At 55.7% G+C, this 13,278-nt stretch carries 12 protein-coding genes and 2 pseudogenes; 10 read left to right on the forward strand and 4 right to left on the reverse strand.

Features of this window, described 5'->3' with window-relative positions; translation table 11 throughout:
• Positions 1–27: 27 nt before the first annotated feature.
• The 10 genes and pseudogenes from AC2444_RS02210 to AC2444_RS02255 form a co-directional block, all read left to right on the forward strand.
• On the forward strand, positions 28–858 hold the full coding sequence (locus AC2444_RS02210) for an ABC transporter permease (protein ID WP_012756147.1): 831 nt from the start codon (positions 28–30) through the stop codon (positions 856–858).
• Between the two features lie 4 nt (positions 859–862).
• Entirely contained in the window at positions 863–2,131 is a 1,269-nt protein-coding gene (locus tag AC2444_RS02215) for an ABC transporter ATP-binding protein (RefSeq protein ID WP_012756148.1), read from the forward strand.
• Positions 2,132–2,146: 15 nt separating this feature from the next.
• Positions 2,147–3,187, forward strand: coding sequence for a class I SAM-dependent methyltransferase (locus AC2444_RS02220; RefSeq protein WP_012756149.1), 1,041 nt, complete (start codon positions 2,147–2,149; stop codon positions 3,185–3,187).
• Positions 3,184–3,954: an FkbM family methyltransferase gene (locus AC2444_RS02225; RefSeq protein ID WP_041935461.1), complete on the forward strand. Its 771-nt coding sequence runs from the start codon at positions 3,184–3,186 to the stop codon at positions 3,952–3,954. The genes AC2444_RS02220 and AC2444_RS02225 overlap by 4 nt, the downstream gene beginning before the upstream one ends.
• A gap of 79 nt (positions 3,955–4,033) precedes the next feature.
• Entirely contained in the window at positions 4,034–4,933 is a 900-nt protein-coding gene (locus AC2444_RS02230) for a glycosyltransferase family 2 protein (RefSeq protein WP_012756151.1), read from the forward strand.
• 344 nt (positions 4,934–5,277) lie between these two features.
• A complete protein-coding gene (locus tag AC2444_RS02235; RefSeq protein ID WP_012756152.1) occupies positions 5,278–7,050 on the forward strand; it encodes a capsular polysaccharide export protein, LipB/KpsS family in 1,773 nt (590 codons plus the stop codon).
• The gene (locus AC2444_RS02240) at positions 7,047–8,147 is read left to right on the forward strand and encodes a glycosyltransferase family 4 protein (RefSeq protein WP_012756153.1); all 1,101 of its coding nucleotides are present in this window, start codon (positions 7,047–7,049) and stop codon (positions 8,145–8,147) included. The genes AC2444_RS02235 and AC2444_RS02240 overlap by 4 nt, the downstream gene beginning before the upstream one ends.
• Positions 8,144–8,887 carry a glycosyltransferase family 2 protein gene (locus AC2444_RS02245; protein ID WP_012756154.1) on the forward strand — a complete coding sequence of 248 codons (744 nt, stop codon included), beginning with the start codon at positions 8,144–8,146 and terminating at the stop codon, positions 8,885–8,887. The genes AC2444_RS02240 and AC2444_RS02245 overlap by 4 nt, the downstream gene beginning before the upstream one ends.
• Before the next feature lie 252 nt (positions 8,888–9,139).
• Positions 9,140–9,988, forward strand: coding sequence for a TIGR01459 family HAD-type hydrolase (locus AC2444_RS02250; RefSeq protein WP_012756155.1), 849 nt, complete (start codon positions 9,140–9,142; stop codon positions 9,986–9,988).
• Positions 9,981–10,082: pseudogene (locus AC2444_RS02255) on the forward strand (bifunctional riboflavin kinase/FAD synthetase); the annotation flags it as partial. The gene AC2444_RS02250 and the pseudogene AC2444_RS02255, both read left to right, overlap by 8 nt.
• 293 nt (positions 10,083–10,375) lie before the next feature.
• Here the strand turns inward: AC2444_RS02255 and AC2444_RS02260 are convergent.
• From AC2444_RS02260 to tnpA, 4 genes and pseudogenes are all read right to left on the reverse strand, one after another.
• Positions 10,376–10,673, reverse strand: a pseudogene (locus tag AC2444_RS02260) (hypothetical protein).
• Complete coding sequence (tnpC, locus tag AC2444_RS02265; protein ID WP_128450348.1) at positions 10,673–12,295, reverse strand: IS66 family transposase; 1,623 nt, start codon at positions 12,293–12,295, stop codon at positions 10,673–10,675. Before tnpC ends, AC2444_RS02260 begins: the two are co-directional and overlap by 1 nt.
• Positions 12,296–12,358: 63 nt before the next feature.
• Complete coding sequence (gene tnpB, locus AC2444_RS02270; RefSeq protein ID WP_130665924.1) at positions 12,359–12,652, reverse strand: IS66 family insertion sequence element accessory protein TnpB; 294 nt, start codon at positions 12,650–12,652, stop codon at positions 12,359–12,361.
• Between the two features lie 50 nt (positions 12,653–12,702).
• Positions 12,703–13,071, reverse strand: coding sequence for an IS66-like element accessory protein TnpA (gene tnpA / locus AC2444_RS02275; RefSeq protein ID WP_012756395.1), 369 nt, complete (start codon positions 13,069–13,071; stop codon positions 12,703–12,705).
• Positions 13,072–13,278: the final 207 nt, after the last annotated feature.

Raw genomic sequence — 13,278 nt, forward strand, 5'->3', positions numbered from 1 at the left:
GCGCGAAACAGATCCGGCAGATACGCAATGAAAAATCAAGAGAAAATAACGTATATCAAACCCGCAGGGCGCTTCGCCAAAATAGATTTAGAGGAGCATTGGCGCGCGCGCTACATGTTCACAATGCTGGTCTGGAAGAAAATTCGCGCCTCTTTCGGGGAGATGTACTTCTGGTTCATCTGGGTTTGCGCCAAGCCTCTGTTGTACGTGATGATATTTTCGCTCTTCAAGCACTGGTCGCAGGCTCGGACCGGGGTGGAAATACCATATGTTCTTTATATTTATAGCGGGCTTATCCTTTGGTACTACTTCCTCGAAACCGCCATCGACGTATCGTTGAATATCAAGGCCAATGCGGCTCTCGTGACGAAAATATACCTTCCTCGGATGATCACGCCCACGGTGCCGTTGCTGGCCAATCTGATGGACCTGGCAATATCCATGATACCGCTGATCCTGATGATGATCTATTATGGGGTCTATCCCGGATGGCAGATCTTGATGATCATTCCAACGCTCTTGGTTGTGATGATCACAGCCATGGGGACCGGCCTTATTATAGCGACGATCACTCTGCGGCTGCGCGACTTTCAGAAAATATTTGAGTTTTCGCTCTACCTCGCGATGTTTATCTCGCCGGTCATCTTCTCGCCCAGCATGATTCCCGAAGCCTTCCATTGGGTCTACCATATGAATCCGATGGTCGGTGCATTGATCGGTTGGCGAGAAGCGCTCTTCGGATCGGCCTCATTCCCATGGGGAGCTTGGGTTTATTCCTGCTCCTTTGCAGTGCTGGCTCTCATTGTCGGCCTCTATCTCTATCTCAGGTTCGAACATGAAATGATCGAGGCGATCTAAGAACATGGCAGAGTCGGTCATCGAAGTTTTCGATATTTCCAAGCAGTATGAAATTGGTTCAGGCGGAGGCCTGAGTATGAGCAAACTTGCTCGTGAGACAGCATTGTGGCCGTATCGCAAGATGCGTGGCCAGTCTGTTCCGCCCCTCTACAGGAAAAGGCAGAATTTCTGGCCGCTGCGTGACGTCTCGTTTTCTGTGGATCGCGGCGAAGTTGTCGGAATTATCGGCGCGAATGGCGCCGGTAAAAGCACACTTCTGAAGATATTATCCCGCATTGTCACTCCAACATCGGGAAGTGCGACCATTCGAGGGCGCGTCAGCTCGCTGATTGAAGTGGGCACCGGCTTCAACGCCAATCTTTCCGGACGTGAAAACGTCTTCTTGAATGCGTCGTTGCATGGGCTGTCACGTGAAGAAGTCGCCGCACGTTTCGACGAGATCGTCGACTTTTCCGGGGTCGGCAAATTCATCGACACCCCGGTCAAGCACTACTCGAGTGGCATGTACAGCCGGCTGGCCTTCTCCGTTGCAGCGCACCTCGACCCAGATCTTCTGTTCGTGGATGAAGTGCTCGCCGTGGGCGACATGGCGTTCCAGCAGAAATGCCTCAACCGCTTTTCCGAGATGGTGGGCGGCAACCGAACCGTGCTGTTCGTCAGCCACAACCTTAGCGCCGTCTCGAACATCTGTTCAAAGGTACTATGGCTGGATCAGGGGCGCGTCCGGTATTTTGGTCCGACCGAAGAGGGTATCGCGGCCTATTATGAAGCGACTATGCCTTCAACGGCGCAGACGCTCGAAACCCGCTTCGACCGGACAGGCACCGGCGATTTCATGTTCAATAAGATCTCCTTCTATGACTCTTCGATGCAGCCCTCCGAACGGGTGACGACCGGACAAGAACTCATCATCGGGCTGGAGTATCGCGCTAAACTGGAAATGATCGGGGATATCCGCGATATGAGTTTGGTGGTCATTTTCAAGAATGATAAAGGTCACCGGCTGTTTGGCTTGCCAAGCGACGTGCTTGCGCATGGTGAGACGCCGCGCTTGACAGAAACAGGAGAATATCTCGTCAAGATCCCAAGCCTTCCGCTGCTTCCGGGCATCTACGACTTGGATCTGGGATGCATAATCAACCGTGCGACAACAGACAAGATCGTATCCGCCAAGCGCTTGATTGTCACCGAATCGGATTTTTTTGGCTCCGGAAAGCTTCCGCCGGTTCAGCAAGGTGATCTCCTGGTGCGTTTCGACAATGAATGGCGCTGAGCCTCGGGTGTAAATGTGAACAAGATTTTTGATAGAACGAAGCTTTGGCTGCTTGATTATCTCCTTCGAGATGATTGGAACGACGGCAACAACAAGGTCGCGAAATTCGATGCCCAAAAGGCCTTGAAGGGCCTTGAGAACATGAAAGCCGGGCGAATCCTGCTGAAGCAGTTCGTAGAAGTGCTCTTCTCCTCGGGTGCCATGATAGGACGGATCGAACGTATCCTCCAGTCGATGCGGATACCGACATATTTGCTGATGCACTCCGTTCTGGCCAAGTGCCTTCTGCTCCTTGATGTTCATCCTAAGGCGCGACTGGCGGAACTTCATGCCGCTGGAATGCTGGAAGAGGAATTCGGCATCGCACTCAACACTCATCTGGCAGCTGTGGCTTTCGAGAAAACCCGCCAGATCAGCAAGATAAGGGAACTGTATGCAGAAGAGATCTTCGACGGCATCAGTCGTATCTCGCTGCCGTTGAGCATCAGCAACGAGGCCAGTCATCACGAAAACCACATGGACATGATGTTCGTGGTGGCGGCAGCGAAGCATCGCGGTGCAAAACGGATCTTCGAATTCGGAACTTATATGGGGCGCACGACCGTAGGGCTTGCGTCAATAGATGCGGATGCCACTGTCACCACATTGAACCTCGATCCGGCTGAGGACACGCGATACGGGCCGTACATAGGGAAACTGATCAAGGACAGCCCCTATCGCGACCGAATTACGCAAATATTTTCGGACTCCAAAAAATTCGACACGACACCCTATGCCAAAAGCATGGATTACATCTTCATCGACGCGGATCACAGCTACGACGCCGTCAAGAACGACACGGAGAAGTCTCTGGAGATGCTCGCTCCCGGTGGTGTCATTATATGGCATGATTATGCTCCGAAAAGCCCCGGTGTATTCGGGTACCTGCAGGAGCTCAGCCTCCAGCGTTCGCTGTTCAGGATCAGGAATACCTGTCTAGTGCTTTATATTGATGGTGTGGATGCCGACGAGTTCGAGCCCAAAAGCGATGCTGGATTTCTGGAAGACGTATCTTGACCGGAGGCGACGAAGTGACAGCAAATTCGCACGAGTATCCAGTTGCGGTCGATGACCAGCAATTCCTGGTTCGATGCATCAACGACGTAGAACGGGGGCGAGCGGCCTCCTTCCTGAGTAAGGAACCTGAAACGGTTCGGTGGCTCAAGGCGGAAATGGTGCCAGCTACCGTTTTCTGGGATGTCGGCGCCAATGTGGGGCTCTTTTCACTTTATGCCGCGATTCTTCAGCCGACTGCTCAAATACTTGCGTTCGAGCCAGCGGCCCATAACTATGCGAGCCTCTGCGATAACATCGTGATTAACGGGTTCACCAACATTGTTCCCTTCAGTGTGGCTCTCGGCCAAGGTAATTTGGCTTTTGATGAGCTTCATCTATCGAAGGTAGAAGCGGGAAGCTCGATCCATCATGTTGGGGCGAAGAGTCCGTGGGCAGAGAGCGAGCCAGTCTTCCGGCAACCTTGCGTTAAAGTCTCCATCGACTCCATGGTGCTTGATCATGATTTTCCGCCACCGACGTTACTGAAAATCGACGTCGACGGGCTTGAACTGGGCATCCTCGACGGTGCTCGTACCGTGTTAAACCAAGTAAAAAGCGTGCTTGTCGAGCTTGACGCGAATGACCCGTCGGAAATCTCAGCAGCGACAAATCTGCTGGAACAAGCCGGCTTCCGGCTTACTGAAACGAGCAGACGTGAAAAGACCATCAATCGAAAACTTCCCAGAAATCATATTTGGATGAACGCTGCACTGCGTCCATTAGATTAGCGAAAATAAGCCAGGTTCCTCGTGTCGATGTTTGCCTGGCGAACCGTTACCTTTCGAAAATACTGGAGAGATTTCCGCAATGGAGCATCAGCTATCGATTGTTTTAGGCACATATAACCGGCTGGATCAACTCCAGAGGTGTGTCGAAAGCATCGTCAGCCAGACCAAGACAGTCTTTCGTCTTTACGTAACCGACGCGGGTTCGACGGATGGCACAGTGGAGTACCTCCAAAGCATTGCTGGAGAAAACATAATACCCGTGCTGGTCGGCAAGAAGCTGGGCCAGGCCAAGGCGTATAACGATGTTTTTAACATTGTGACGACGCCCTATGTATGCTGGCTGAGCGACGATAACGAAGTCATCGATCATGGCCTGGACCGTGCTGTCTCTATCATTCGAACGGATCCGTCGATCGGCATGGTGGCTCTTAAGACCAAAGATCTTCAGGGGCCTTTCGTCGACGCGCCCTTTATTGGCGGCGTTTCTTCGACGGGCATATTGAATGTCAACCAAGGGCTGCTGCCCACCGCTCTGTTGAAGAAAATAGGGGGATTTTCTGAAGAGTTTCGCGATTACGGCATCGACAACGCGTTGACAGCAGAGGTCCTGTTTGCGGGGTACAAGGTGGTATACAGCCGCAAGGTTGCGCTACAGCACTATAGGAACTGGAGCGAGGATCCGACCTCCGAAAACTATCAGTGGCTCAAGCAGCGCCACGAAGCCGCAAAGGTGCTGTATGAGGAACGGTACGGCAATCAGAATACCCAGGAGTTGTCTGGCTCGTACCGGATGAAGACAAAGGTCGCCCGCAGGGTCAAGGCGGGGGCAAAGCGCTATCTGACAAGCGATTATGTCCGAACCAGCGCAGCAGTGCGGACATGTTTTATTATTCTCTCATCTCGGTACATCAGCATTCTGGACCCAATCCTCACCTTCGGTAGGGACTATCATCTCGTCCAAAAAAGAAGGACCGGGTGAACTACTCTAAAGTAGAAACCGGACACACTTGTTTTGAAGCTGCTCCCCCGGCTGCTGTTGAGCATCCAAGAGGGCGTGAGGCAACATCGTGCCGCAGCCTGAACTTCGCTGTGGTAGCGCGCCATTCTGATTCTGCATGCATGGCTGAACTTTGGCGTTCAGTCACTTGAGAAGGGGATTGCGCTAACCAATGGACACGGAATAGAGACTACTATCTACCGCAGGCACTTGAAGGAGAGAGCTAGTTCGCAAGAGTACTCCGGCTTCGCCGGCACCTGAAACGAGCAGGCCAGGGCAACCGTTCATCCAGTCCGCGCGGCGATCGGTGAGTTAACGGAGATCAAGTGAAATATCGCCACCCCATTGCTGCCTTAACCGTGCCTACGAGGCCGCTGTTGTCTCGCATTCGCGACAGGCTTAGCCGACATGGTTGGTATCGCCGCTTTCATCTCGCATATGTAAGATGGCGTGCCCGCCATGGTGGACTGCCCGACTGGGCGGCATGGCAACCACAAGCGGGACTCGAGCCGGTACGCCCACCTTTGATCGACGGCGCCAAGCGCGTCTTGGTTGCAACAGGCACTGCCGGACATCTGCCGTCCATGACGATGGAAAGCCTGCTTGGAATGGCATTGGCGATTCGTGACGCCAGTATTGACTTCCTCATTTGCGATGCGGCGCTGCCTGCCTGCATGATGTGCGAGATCAGTTGGTATTCTGATGTCGACAAGCTGGCTAAGCATGGCCCAAAAGACCGCTGTCTGACCTGCTATCGACCATCCGCTGAAATGCTCGACCGGGCCGGACTCAACGCGATCGGACTCAACTCGAAACTCACTGACGCCGATCGCTTCAAGGCAAAGACGACTTCAACGCAGATGCCGCAAAGCGAGATCGCGGCGTATATAGAGGACGGCATTCCCATCGGGGAGCACGCCGTGGCGGGCGCTCTCCGTTTTTTTTCAAGAGGCGACCTTGAGAAGGTGTCTGGAGCCGACGTGATCCTTAGGCGTTACCTGGAAGCGGCGATTCTGACCTATTACGGCACCCGACGCCTGCTTGCCGAAGGTCACTATGATGCCGTGGTGTTAAATCACGGGATATATGTTCCCCAGGGCATCATATCGGAAACAGCCCGACACCTCGGCGTGCGCGTGGTGACGTGGCATCCAGCCTACAGACGGGGATGCTTTATCTTCAATCACCATGAAACCTATCATCATGGCTTGATGACCGAACCGGTATCGTCTTGGGAGGATATGTCTTGGAACGGTATGCAGCAGCAGCAGATCACGCAGTATCTCCGTAGCAGATGGGTTGGCCAGCAAGACTGGGTGAAGTTTCACGATCAGCCGGAGTTCGATACCCGCTCGATTGAGGAGGAAATCGGCATTGATTTCCGACGTCCGACCATCGGGTTGCTCACAAACGTGATTTGGGACGCGCAGCTGCATTACAAGGCAAACGCCTTTCCGAACATGGTTGACTGGTTGATCAAGACCATTGCCTACTTCGAAAAGCGGCCCGACCTGCAGTTGCTGATACGGGTTCATCCGGCCGAACTTACAGGGACGCTTCCATCCCGGCAGCCTGCCGTCGACGAAATTCGGCGCCAGTTTCCTAACCTGCCGGCAAATGTCTTCATCATTCCGCCCGAAAGCAAAGCAAGTACCTACGTCGCCATGTCTCACTGCAACGCCGTCCTGATCTATGGCACGAAAATGGGCGTTGAGCTTTCGGCGATGGGAATACCGGTCATTGTCGCCGGTGAGGCCTGGATTCGTGGCAAAGGCGTTACGATGGATGCAACCTCGGAAGAAAATTATCTGCGCTTGCTCGATGCTCTGCCGCTGCGGGAAAGGCTGAATGACGCCACGATCGAACGGGCGCAGAAATATGCTTATCACTTCTTCTTTCGGCGCATGGTCCCGCTGGATTGTATTAAGGAGCGAAAGGGCTGGCCGCCATTCGCCGTGCATATAGATAGTCTGGACGACCTTGCACCCGGCAAGTCGCCCGGGCTCGACATCGTTTGCAACGGCATCATCGCGGGGACACCCTTCATCTATCCCGCAGAGGACCTCATGGGAGCGCCCTCAGACCGGAGAGCGACGTGAGAATTAGTATTGACGCAACCGGATTGGGCGGCCCCAAGACAGGAACATCAGTCTATCTTATAGAGATTTTGTCGCGCTGGAGCCGCAATACGTCCATCAACCACGAGTTCACGATCTTCGCGAGCGAGAAGGCCGTTTCCCTCTGCTCGGAAGCCGGATTGGACCATCGGTTTCGTTTCGTCCGCGCGCCCAACAACCGCCATATCAGAGTGATCTGGCAGCAGCTAATGATTCCGTGGCATATGCGCCGACTTGGAATCGATGTGCATTGGGGGACGGCCTTCGTATTACCGGTGGCTTCGCAAAGGCCAATGGCCGTTACAATACATGACCTAACCTTCCAACTGTTTCCCGAGGTGCACGAGCGCTTAAAGCGCTTTTACTTTCCGGCTATTATGCAACGTTCAGTGGCAAAGGCGCAGGCTGTATTTGCGGTGTCGCGGACCACAGAAACGGACCTAAAACGCATCATTCCAGAGAGTAGAGGAAAGACAACCGTCACGCTGCTGGCTGCACGCAAGCTGGGCTCGGATTCGCAGGCTCCCCGCGACCAACGTAACTCAGGCGACTACCTGCTCTTCGTCGGAACCTTAGAGCCACGAAAGAATCTTCCACGATTGCTGGCCGCCTGGCAGATGCTCGATGATGCCACCCGGGGCAACACGCGGCTTGTTATCGTCGGCGCCACGGGATGGATGGTAAGCGACTTGCTACAAAGCCTCAAGACGAACGATACCATAGATTTTCTGGGGCACGTCAGCGATTCTTCTCTAGCAGAACTGATGCAAGGCGCTAGGGCCCTTCTCTATCCATCACTCTACGAGGGGTTTGGTTTGCCGGTGGTTGAAGCGATGGCGCGCGGAATACCGCTGTTGACCAGCAATACCGGCGCTACCGCGGAGATCGCCGAAGGCGCGGCGATCCTTGTCGACCCGACGAATGTGGATGACATCCGTGGCGGACTTGTGAGGCTGCTGACGGAACCAGAGCTGCTTGGCGCCCTGTCCGCCCAAGGCCGCGAGCGGGCAAAATCATTCTCCTGGGAACGCACGGCCCAACTGACATTGGAAACCCTGGAAGGGTTGAAGCGAGCATGAGCGATATATGCGTGTCCATCGTGAGCCACGGACAGGGGGAGATTGCGAACCTGCTGCTGGACGATTTAGACAGTCGCTGTTCCGGGCTCAATGTTGTCCTGACCAAAAACATTCCGGAAGAATTGCCTATTCGAGACAGACGGTATCCGTTCCTACAAATCGAGAACCCTTCTCCCAAGGGCTTCGCAGCAAACCATAACCAGGCATTTAGGCGCTGCGACAGTGGTTTGTTCTGCGTCGCAAATCCTGACATCCGGCTTCAGGCGGATCCGTTTGGCCATCTCAAAGCGGCGATGAGTGACCCCAGGGTCGGCCTTGTGGCCCCTCTGATAGTCAATCCCGGGGGAACCATCGAAGACAGCGCTCGATACTTTCCGACGCCTTTCGGTCTTCTCAGGAAGGCGTTGGGCAAGAGTGACGGAAGATTTCCGATAGATCCCAACCGATCTTCAGCGGTTGATTGGACTGCAGGCATGTTCATGCTTTTTCGGTCCGAAGCATTCGCGGAAGTCGGCGGGTTTGATGAAGGTTTTTTCCTCTACTACGAGGATGTGGACATCTGTGCTAGGCTATGGAAGGCAGGCTGGAAGGTCATTCTGCTGCCAACAGTCTCCGTGGTTCACGACGCTCGCCGCGCGAGTCACGCCGATGCGAAATACATGCGATGGCATGTCTCGAGCATGATGCGATACTTCACAAAGCATCTCGGCCGCACGCCCGACATAAGCAGGATGACCTGATCCCCCAAACGTGAAGCAAATTCTTAAATCACTTGCTACTGAAGTTTCATCCGGCATGCGACGATGATCCCGGCGTAGCCTGCCTGGGTCAGGTATCCGAGCGACGAGTGTGGCCGAACTTCGCAGCTTCGAAAGCTGCTGTCGGATTGCACTTCGAGCTCTTCGCGTTGGCCCGGCAGCGAAGAAAATGCCTTGCCATCGCCTTACGCCTTTGCAATGTCACCGGTGACTGAAGCAAATCGGGAAATCGGAATGGCCAAGCGGATAGAAAACTTCTCGGAGATATCAGGTCACTATGATGTGGTGCTCTGCGATGTCTGGGGCGTCGTTCACAACGGCGTCGATCCGTTCCCGAAGGCGGCCGCAGCCCTTGAAGCGGCACGCGAGGCCGGCCTCGCCGTCGTCCTCATCACCAATTCTCCGCGCCTTTCCTGGCAGGTGGTCGAGCAGCTGCGCCAGATCGGCGTTCCCGACAGCGCCTATGACAGGATCGTCACCTCTGGCGACGTCACGCGCGGCTTGATCGCCGAAGGGCCGAAGACCGTCTTTCTGCTCGGCCACGAGAGAAATAGCCCGCTCCTCGACGGCCTCGACATCGAGCGCCGGCCGGCGGGCGAAGCGCAATCGCTGGTCTGCACCGGCTTTTTCGACGACGAGACGGAGAAGCCGGAAGATTACACCGACATGCTTCTCGATTTCAAAGCCCGAGACGTGCCGATGATCTGCGCCAATCCCGACCTCATCGTCGAGCGCGGCCATCGCATCATCCCCTGCGCCGGCGCCATAGCTGCCTATTACGAGCAGCTCGGCGGCAGCACCCGCATCGCCGGCAAGCCGCATCGGCCGATCTACGAGGCAACGCTTGCGGCTGCCCGCGAGCTTCGCGGCGATTTCCCCGTCGATCGCGTGCTGGCGATCGGCGACGGCATGCCGACCGATGTGCGCGGCGCCTTGAATTACGGCCTCGACCTCCTCTACATCAGCGGCGGTATCCACGCCAAGGAATATACCCTCAACGGCGAGACCGACGAGGCGATCCTCAACGCCTATCTCGAACGGGAAAACGCCGCGCCGAAGTGGTGGATGCCCCGCCTTGCATGAAGACACGCCTTGCATGAAGAGAAGCCAGCCGATGACTGTCTTCCACCGCAATGAAACCCGCGAACCCTTGCCCGCCCATCTGAAGGGCGGCGTCGCCAGAAGGCCGAGCATGGCACCGAAGAAGATGAGTGATCCCATCGGAATCGGCTTGGCCAGGAACTGGCGCCGGGCGTCGTGCTCGCCGGGTTGAACAGCGCACTTAGGGCCAGTTCGACTGGCGAAATAATAGAGAGATCGGCAACTGCGGCATCATTGAACGTCGGCAAGATGGTGATGCCCTATACCGCCAGTCCGGCCGGCGCGATCACCGCGTCAGCCCGAACTGGCCTCGTTAAGTGGCACGTCGGTGTCGACCATCAGAGACGTTGAGACGTAACCGCCCGATTGCTACCGCCGAGATTTTGCTTTGATGCGAGCGACGAGCAGCTCGTCGTCAACAAAGCTGTCGAGGACAGTCGTTCCATTCTTGGGGTGAGCGGCGGGCATCTTTGAGCATCTGCTCCAATTCGTCCATGCCGTCGTCCGTCAGTGCGGTCACCGATTCGTCGTCTCCGGTGTACACGGAGATGATGCTGCCGTAGCTCAGATTATCATCGTTGGAGACAATTGCCTGAAGAAGCTCCGGGTCCTCTTCGAGGATTTCGGCAACAAATTTGATCGTACGGACGTAGGTGACTGTCGCCATCAGGCTGCCTTCGCGTCGATTGTGGTGATCGCCGACCAGTTCCACGGAAGCAATTCGTCTAACCGATTGATCTTGTGATCGTGGATGCGATCGAGCACGTCTGCCAGATAGGCCTGCGGATCAAGACCATTCATCTTTGCCGTCTCGATGATCGTCATGGCGCGTGCCAAGGTCTCCGCTCCCGTATCGGCTCCCGCGAAGAGCCAGTTTCGTCTTCCCAGGCCTATCGGACGCAGTGCCCGCTCGGCGGCATTGTTGTCGATCGCAACGCGACCGTCTTCGAGGAACAGACAGAGCGAAGACCATCGGCTCAATCCGTAGCGGAAAGCTGTCGCCAGATCGCTTTTGCCCGGAATGCGCGTGAGTTGAGCTTCAGCCCAGTGGCGGAATGCATCGGCCTTAGGCTTGCTCTGCTTTTGACGCGCAGCAAGACGGATCTCAGGAGGCTGCCCATTGATGCCACGCTCGATGTCGTAAAGCGCTCCGATGCGATGAAGAGCCTCTCGCGCGATCTCGGACTTGTTTGATGTCCAGATATCGTGGAAGTCTCGTCGCCAATGAGCCCAGCAGGCGGCTTCCTTGAAGCGAGATTCTCCCTTTTCTCCAGGCGAGTATAGCTTGCCATATCCTTTGTAGCCGTCAGCCTGAAGGATGCCGCTTGATTGCTTGAGGTGGCGGTGGACGTGCTCTTCTTTCCAGTCAGGAGCAAAATAGTAGACTGCACCGGGCGGGGAACTGCCTGCCCATGGACGCTGATCGCGGACATACGTCCAGATCCTGCCCTTCTTCACACCCTTGCCCAACCCCTTGTCTCGCAGCGAGCGATCCAGCACCCTGATCGGGGTGTCGTCCGCATGAAGCAGGTCACTTGCCATGACCGCCGTTTCGATCCGCTCGATGAGAGGCTGCAGAACCTGCATGGCGCGACCACACCAATCAACCATCGTGCTGTCGGGAATGTCGGCGCCCATGCGGGCGAAGATCTCGTTCAGACGGTACAGTGGCAAATGGTCGTCGAACTTCGAGACCAGAATGTACGCCAAGAGGCCAGCGCCGGCCATGCTGCCCGGTATCGGGCGGCTGGGTGCTGCCACCTGCACCATTTTCTCGCAGCAGCGGCAGGACTTCTTCAGTCGAGCAACTTCGATGACTTTCATCTGCGCGGCGATCATGTCGAGGATTTCGCTGACGTCCTCACCGACAAGACGCAATTCACCTCCGCATTCCGGGCAGCAGGAGCCAGGATCGAGCTCTCGGCGCTCGCGAACCGCCTTGTCCGAGACGCGTGGGCGCCGGCGCATGATCTTTTCAGACGTATCCGCCAAGGGAACAACAGACGCCGCCTCATCAGGTTCATCGATTGGCGCCGTACTGCCTTCAGCGGCGGCGATCAACAGATCCTCAAGCGCCAGTTCCAACTGCTCGATTTCACGCTCAATCTTTTCAGACGACTTGCCGAAGACCTGTTTCTTCAGCTTGGCAATGCGCAGCCGCAGCGTTTGGATTAACTGATCATGCGCCTGCAATGTGGCCGACATCTTCGCGTTTTCCGCCTGCAAAGCGGCAATCATTGCCTTGAGAAAGGCTGGATCGTCCGGAAGATTTGTCGTCGCGCTAGACATGATCCTGACTACCACGAGACAGGATAAATTTCCATAAAAACCAGTGGTTTCAGTGGGATAAAATCACCCGACACGGGCCGGTGGCGCACCCCAATCAGGACGACGCCAATCGATCCCTTCCCACAACATCGCCAGTTGGGCCGACGTCAGCCGGGCAGTCCCGTCGGATGCCGAAGGCCAAGGAAACCGCCCCTTCTGCAAGATCTTGTAATACAGGCAGAAGCCCTGGCCATCAAAATACAGCAGCTTCAAACGATCGCCACGCTTGCCGCGAAAGGCGAAGACCGCGCCGCCAGTCGGCTTCTGACGCAAAACATCCTGCGCAAGCGCGGCAAGGCCTTCTACTCCCTTGCGCATATCCGTGATCCCGCACGCAAGATACACCCGAACGCCGGTCCCAGGCCCAATCATGCTGCTTCCACTGCCCGGATAATCTGCGTCAGGACATCGGGAGCCATAGAACTCTCGAAACGAAGCGTGCGGCCGCAGATCAATCGTAGCTCAATCATCCCGGAGCAGCTCTCCCTCAATTTAGGGGCATCGTTCTGCACGGCATTCAGATCGACGGGAATGAACAATGCATTCGAAGACACCGGGAGCAGCCCCTTCTTCTTGAGCTCGCTACGCCAGGCGTATATCTGCTGCCGCGTTACATCATGACGATGAGCAATCTCTGTGATCGTGGCTCCAGAAACCCCAACCGACATGACAATCGCAAGCTTGTCTTCTTCGCGCCACCGCCGTCGACGTTCCTGCCCAAGAATTTCAACGCGCATCGCAATCCTCGCCTAAGACACGTCGCTAACGACGTCGTTAAACACGTGTCTTAGGCCATCAGGGCGCTAGGCGGCAGGCGGTTCCAATCGGGCGGTTACGTTGAGACGGGCAAGCGCACGCCTATCTCCAACAACCTCACCGCAATCCAGAGCGCTCTCGAATCTGCCGGCATAACCTTCCTCGCCGACGGCGAGGTTGCCGCAGGG

The organism is Rhizobium sp. WSM1328 (assembly GCF_057653715.1).

What these genes read in the sequence shown, in the direction of transcription:
- AC2444_RS02230 (WP_012756151.1), top strand. Translation starts at nt 4,034, where the DNA reads ATGGAGCATCAGCTATCGATTGTTTTAGGCACATATAACCGGCTGGAT.
- AC2444_RS02215 (WP_012756148.1), top strand. Translation starts at nt 863, where the DNA reads ATGGCAGAGTCGGTCATCGAAGTTTTCGATATTTCCAAGCAGTATGAA.
- tnpB (WP_130665924.1), bottom strand. Translation starts at nt 12,652, where the DNA reads ATGCGCAAGGGAGTAGAAGGCCTTGCCGCGCTTGCGCAGGATGTTTTG.
- tnpC (WP_128450348.1), bottom strand. Translation starts at nt 12,295, where the DNA reads ATGTCTAGCGCGACGACAAATCTTCCGGACGATCCAGCCTTTCTCAAG.
- AC2444_RS02245 (WP_012756154.1), top strand. Translation starts at nt 8,144, where the DNA reads ATGAGCGATATATGCGTGTCCATCGTGAGCCACGGACAGGGGGAGATT.
- tnpA (WP_012756395.1), bottom strand. Translation starts at nt 13,071, where the DNA reads ATGCGCGTTGAAATTCTTGGGCAGGAACGTCGACGGCGGTGGCGCGAA.
- AC2444_RS02250 (WP_012756155.1), top strand. Translation starts at nt 9,140, where the DNA reads ATGGCCAAGCGGATAGAAAACTTCTCGGAGATATCAGGTCACTATGAT.
- AC2444_RS02210 (WP_012756147.1), top strand. Translation starts at nt 28, where the DNA reads ATGAAAAATCAAGAGAAAATAACGTATATCAAACCCGCAGGGCGCTTC.